This is a genomic window from Geminicoccus flavidas, assembly GCF_009806515.1.
Classification (GTDB): Bacteria; Pseudomonadota; Alphaproteobacteria; order Geminicoccales; family Geminicoccaceae; genus Geminicoccus; species Geminicoccus flavidus.
Genome location: NZ_WUJP01001058.1, coordinates 1 through 5,639, shown reverse-complemented (window position 1 = coordinate 5,639; position 5,639 = coordinate 1). Strand labels below are relative to the sequence as shown.

General features: G+C 61.1%; 5 protein-coding genes. All 5 read left to right on the top strand.

What is annotated here, in order from left to right:
* Window positions 1-672, top strand: a 672-nt coding sequence (locus tag EQG76_RS30230; protein ID WP_159718945.1) for a glycosyltransferase, incomplete at its 5' end; no start/stop codon positions are given.
* A gap of 26 nt (window positions 673-698) precedes the next feature.
* The gene (locus EQG76_RS30225; protein ID WP_159718944.1) at window positions 699-1,874 is read left to right on the top strand and encodes a glycosyltransferase family 4 protein; all 1,176 of its coding nucleotides are present in this window, start codon (window positions 699-701) and stop codon (window positions 1,872-1,874) included.
* A gap of 95 nt (window positions 1,875-1,969) precedes the next feature.
* On the top strand, window positions 1,970-3,001 hold the full coding sequence (locus tag EQG76_RS30220; protein ID WP_159718943.1) for a class I SAM-dependent methyltransferase: 1,032 nt from the start codon (window positions 1,970-1,972) through the stop codon (window positions 2,999-3,001).
* Between the two features lie 322 nt (window positions 3,002-3,323).
* On the top strand, window positions 3,324-5,294 hold the full coding sequence (locus tag EQG76_RS30215) for a hypothetical protein (protein ID WP_159718942.1): 1,971 nt from the start codon (window positions 3,324-3,326) through the stop codon (window positions 5,292-5,294).
* An 88-nt stretch (window positions 5,295-5,382) separates the two neighbouring features.
* Window positions 5,383-5,574 (top strand): transposase, encoded by a 192-nt coding sequence (locus EQG76_RS30210; protein WP_159718941.1) that lies wholly within the window; start codon window positions 5,383-5,385, stop codon window positions 5,572-5,574.
* The last annotated feature ends 65 nt before the right edge of the window (window positions 5,575-5,639 follow it).

The window sequence follows — 5,639 nt, the reverse complement described above, 5'->3', positions numbered from 1 at the left end:
CGTGGCCAGACTCACGCCGTGAACAAGGGGCTGCACGCGACCAAAGGATCCATCATCGGCTGGCTGAACTCGGATGACATCTACTATCCCGGTGCCGTCAGGAAGGTGCTCCGCGTCCTGGACGAGAACCCGGACATCGACGTCGTGTACGGCTTAGCCGACCATATCGATGTGCAGGATCGAGCCTTTGAGCCTTACCCAACCGAGCCCTGGGATTTCGACCGCCTCCGGGATACCTGCTTCCTCTGCCAACCCGCCGTGTTCTTCCGTCGTCGGGTCGTCGAACGTTACGGCATGCTCGACGAGCGCCTGACCTACTGCATGGATTACGAGTACTGGCTTCGTATCGCGGCGATGGGAGCAAGGTTCTGCTACCTGGAGGAGAAGCTGTCCGGCTCACGGCTGTACGCCGAGAACAAGACCCTCGGATCCCGCGTGGAGGTTCATGCAGAGATCAACGATATGCAGCGGCGACTTCTGGGAAGGGTGCAGGATGCTTGGCTGTACAACTATGCCCACGCTGTCGTCGAGGCACGGGTCGACCGGTCGAAGCACCCCAGACGCTTTATCTGGGAAGTCGGGGCAAGATCGCTGCTGGCAGCGATGTGGTGGAACCATGGAATATCTAACGACATGTGGCAGGTGACGAGGAACTGGATCCTCAAACGCTGAGCATTAGATAAGCGTCAAGGCAAGCGATGCATATCGGGTTCGATGTCAGCCAGACCGGCGCAGGGAAAGCCGGTTGTGGCTATTTTGCGGATGCCATGGCCCACGCGCTGGTGGACGTTGCGCCCGAGCACAGCTACGCATTCTATCCCAGTTTCGGCGACTTCTATTTCGACGCCAAGATTCCTGCGCGGAATCCTTATCCGGGTCGCGCCGTGCATTATGGCCCGCACTTCCTCACGCGTGAGAGTGCCGCTGCTTTCTGGAACGCGGCACAGCTCGAACAGGCATTGCATCATCCAGACATCATTCACGCGAACAATTTCTGGTGCCCCACCCAAGTCCAGCATAGCCGCGTCGTCTACACGCTGCACGATTTGGGGTTCACCATCCAGCCCGGCTGGACCACGGAAGCCAATCGCGTCGGATGCTTCGACGGCGTCGTCCGCGCCGCGGCCTATGCTGACTGGATCATTTCAGTATCCGACGCATCCAGGCGCCATTTCCTGGAGATGTTTCCCTTCTTTCCTAAACATCGTGTCGCCGTGGTTCATCCCTGTTCCCGGTTCCGTGAGCCGCTCGGCGCCGGCGTGGCGCCGAAGTCCATGGCGCATGTGGAGCCCGGGTCATTCTGGCTGTCCGTCGGCACGATCGAGCCGCGCAAGAACCAGATCCGGCTGGCTGAAGCCTATGCCGCCTACCTCCGGGCGGGCGGGCCCGGCATGCCGCTGGTCTTCGCCGGGGGGGAAGGCTGGCTCATGAATGACTTCAACAATCAGCTCGACAGGTTGGGCATCGCATCGAACGTGATCTGCACGGGATATGTGCCGGACGAGAACCTGGCCTGGCTCTACCGCAACTGTTACGCCAATCTCTATCCGTCGCTCTTCGAGGGTTTCGGGCTGCCGATTCTCGAGGGGATGCAGTTCGGCGCACCCACGATCTCGTCGAACAGCAGTTCGCTGCCGGAAGTGGGTGGCGACGCCGCTCTCCTGCTCGATCCGGAGGCTACCGAGGCGTGGACGGCAGCCATGTTGATGCTGGCGCGCGACCGGACGAAGCGGGAACGGATGTCCGCCGCCGCCACCGCGCGCAGTGCGCTGTTCGATTGGTCATCCAGCGCCAGGAAGCTGGCAGCGGTCTATCAGGCGGCACTGGCGCAGCCCAAGCGCTGGATCCAGCCTTGTACAAGGGGACAGAGTTGAGCAAGCGGCCATGGATCAACCTCCTCCGGCGTTCATTCTCCAGATCAGTTGATCTTCTGCCGAACCGGGGCAGGCCGGCTTCTGCAACGGGTGGGATGATCTCGGGCCAGCTGACGGGCGAGCCGAGCTTCAGTCCCGAGAGGGTGGTCGCTAGTCTCTACGAGGTCGCCCTGAGGCGGCACCCCGACCGGAAGGGGCTGAAGGATCACAGCCAGTCGCTGAGGAATGGCGCGTCTCTCGATGACGTCATGAGGAGCTTTCTGCACTCGAAGGAGTTCGCGGCGAAGGTCTACGACTATGTCGACCGCTTCCCGCTGGACGCGAGCGGCCCGCTGCGCATCGACCTCGACGACGCCGGAGGCCGACATGCCGACCTTTGGCGGCACGTCGCGGAGGTATGGTCCGAGTACGGGGTGAGCGACCCGTATTGGTCGGTCCTGACGGACGAGCGCTGGCGGGCGCACAATATGGTTCGTGCCGATGTCCTGGAGGAGTTCTACAAGAGCGGCGAGAACGGGCTTCGGCGGCTCGAGACTTGGTTCGAAAGGAACGGGCTCGAGATCGACCTCGAAACGGTGTGCGCCGAGTACGGCTGTGGCGTGGGACGATGCACCCTGTGGCTTGCGCGCCGCTTTCGCCGGGTCGTGGCATTCGACATCTCGCAGAATCACATCGATGCAGCTCACAAGGCGCTCAAGGAACGAGGCGTCACTAACGTGGATTTCGTTCTTGTGCGGGGGCCTGACGATCTGAAGCATCTTCAAGGAGTCGATCTGTTCTTCTCGATCATCGTGCTTCAGCACAACCCGCCACCGATCATCGTCGACATCCTCAAGGCCGCGTTCGAAGGGCTGAAGCCCGGCGGGATCCTGTACTTCCAGGTGCCGACCTATGGCGCGGACTACTCCTTCATCGAGAAGGAGTACCGCGACGACGTGCAGCGGAGAAAGACCATGGAGATGCACTGCGTGCCACAACGCGTGATCTTCGAGCTTGCCGCCCGCAACGACCTGCGCCTCATCGAGGTCCAGCCTGACAACATGACCGGCGCGCCACAGATCTGGGTCTCCAACACCTTCCTGATCCAAAAGCCGGCTGAGGCCAGTGCCGGCTTTGTCGCTGCTTGACCAGCGATAGCTTTCCACCGGCTGTCATCGATCTCGATCATCAAAATGACGAACGTATGCTCCTGAAGTGACCATCAGTTCAGGTCGCCGCTCATGGACGGCTATGGTGCTATTTTAAAAATCGCCAATTATTGAAGATGTGCTAGGACTTTCTGGGGTGGAGACCTATGCCCACTGATCCCAGTCGGGTAGGATGGTTCTGCTGAGCAGCGAGCCATCTTGTCTGTGCGGAGGTTAACTGGTGGCAGTTTCCATAAAATTGACAAAGAACCGACAGTATCATTTCGCAGCTACTGGCTCAAGCTTCGTCGAATCAGTTGTCTTGCACATTTCTCTGTGTCTGCTGTTGTCATTATCTGTATTTTTCCTCATATTATGGCATAATTTGATTTATCTCGTATCGGATACAGCTCCCCATAGCGATGTCGCCGCCGACATGCTGCTGATTGAACGAGCACAGCATGATTGGCTGCTCATCGGCCACTACTCGCGATTCGGCTTCAACCACCCAGGACCATTCTTTCTTTATCTTCGCTACCTTGCCGAGGTTCTCAGCGGGCATGCATTCCCTAGCCCATACAGCGCCCATCTGCTGGCGATCATCGCCATCAACTCGATTTTTGTGGGGATTGCGGCGACTACCGTAGCTGCGCTTTTGGACACCAGGCGGGGTACTGCCGTCATTGTCGCCGCTACCACCGTTCTGGTCCTGCTGGTCCAGGACAATGGTGTCGGCATCCTCGCTCACCCCTGGATACCTTTTCAGCTGGTTGCGCCTTTCCTGGCCTTCATCCTGCTGCTGGCTGGCACGGCGCAGGGACGGCTCTGGATGCTGCCGGCCGCGAGCCTGTGCGGTGGTGCTCTCGTGCATGGCTATTGGCCGCTGGTTCCATTTGTTGGCCTGCCGTGGCTGCTGGCACTGGCATGCGGCTCCATCCAGTACCGCCGGCGCGACCCTCGGCAAGCAGGGCTTCCTGCCGCCCCGTTCGCAATCTCGGCGGGGATCATCGCATTATTCGTTGCGCCTCTGCTCTTGGACATGGTGATCAATCCGCCAGGCAACCTCGTCATGCTCTGGAACGTCACCCGAGCGATCACGCCCGCGAACGGAGCTTCTGCGAGCGAGGTTGCCGCGTTCGTTCTGCAGTTCTGGAAGCCTGCCCTACCTGCCTATTCTGAACTGGCGGTAAGCACGGTCTCGCCGATCCTTTGGGCCGCAGCGGTGATCGGTAGCGCGGTCATGTTCCGGCACAGGGAAGCTCGAGCTGTCGTGCTCTACGTGGTCGCTGTGACGGCTTTGATGACGTTGCTGCTGGCTCTCTATGCGTGGCGGGCCCCGGGTCCGCTCTACCCATTCATTGCAGAATTCTACCTCGGTGCGCCACTGGCCGTTGTCGCCATTGCCGTTGCTGCCGGGATCAAGGTGGCGATGCGCTGGGCGTCCCAGTCCGTTGGCATCGTCGTCGCGGTGTTCGGCATCGGTTTGGCGTTCCAAGGGGCCTTCACTACCCCAAATCAGCACGTCGCCGGGATTCGCGAACTGTCGGATGGCGTCGTGAAGGATCTGCGTGCCCGGGCAGGCGACGCTGTCCGGATCAAGTTCGAGGACCACCAGCACTGGGTGTTCGTGACCGGCCTGCTGCTCGATCTCGAACGTGCGGACATCCGCGCCTGTGTCGAAGCTCCCCATCTGACGGTGATGTTCACACCGGAACGCGTCTGCACGAGATCAACACCCGGCCAGAGCTACGTGCTGATCGCGAGCTCTGCCTGCGCCGACAAGTGCATCGTCCGGTCCGAATCGCTGGGTCTTGGCCTGGCCACGCCTGCCGAGGTCCCGCCCTACCTGCTCGGACAGCTTCTCGACTTCTCCCCCGACCACGACACGAGCCGACCCTATCGCGCCAGCGGCTGGTCGATCCCGGACCTCGATGGCACCTTTTCCAATGCACCGGAGGCGGAACTAATCTTGCCGGTTCAACTTGAGACAAACGCTCCCCTGCAGCTGCAGGCCCAGGCATGGAGCTTCGTGGCGAAGGAGCTGCCCCGCCAGGAGATCGAGATCCTGGTGAACGGACGCTTCGTCACGAGGTGGGAATTCACTCTCGCAGACGCGCGTGGCGAGCGCACGGCGACGATTCCAGCCGAGGTGGCAAGACTGCAGGAACCTCTGTCCATCGTCTTCCGTATGCCGAACGCGACATCGCCGCTTTCGCTCGGTCTGTCCATGGACGCGCGCCAGCTTGGCATCGGCCTTCAGTGGTTAAGGCTCGACGCGGTAGCGGGCGGTTGAACATCAGCCGGTCATGGCCTTGGCCTGAGGCCTGTTAGTTCCTGATCATTCTCTCCATCTGCGGCATGAGCAACGGATGGGATGGCGAATGACGGGGGTGCTGACGGATGGGCAGTGGGCGGTGCTGGCGCCGTTGATCGAGGCCTGCCGCCCGCACCACAAGACGCAGCACCATGACCTGCGCCGGACCACCCTGGCGGTCATCTGGCGCTGCCCGAACGGTGCTCAGTGGCGCAGCCTGCCGGCGGAGTTCGGGCCCCGGTCAGGTCGGCTGATCTGAACGCCTGCGGCGATGGATGATCCGCCTGCGGACGGATCATGGTGGATGGCGGCGCAGACCTTCAT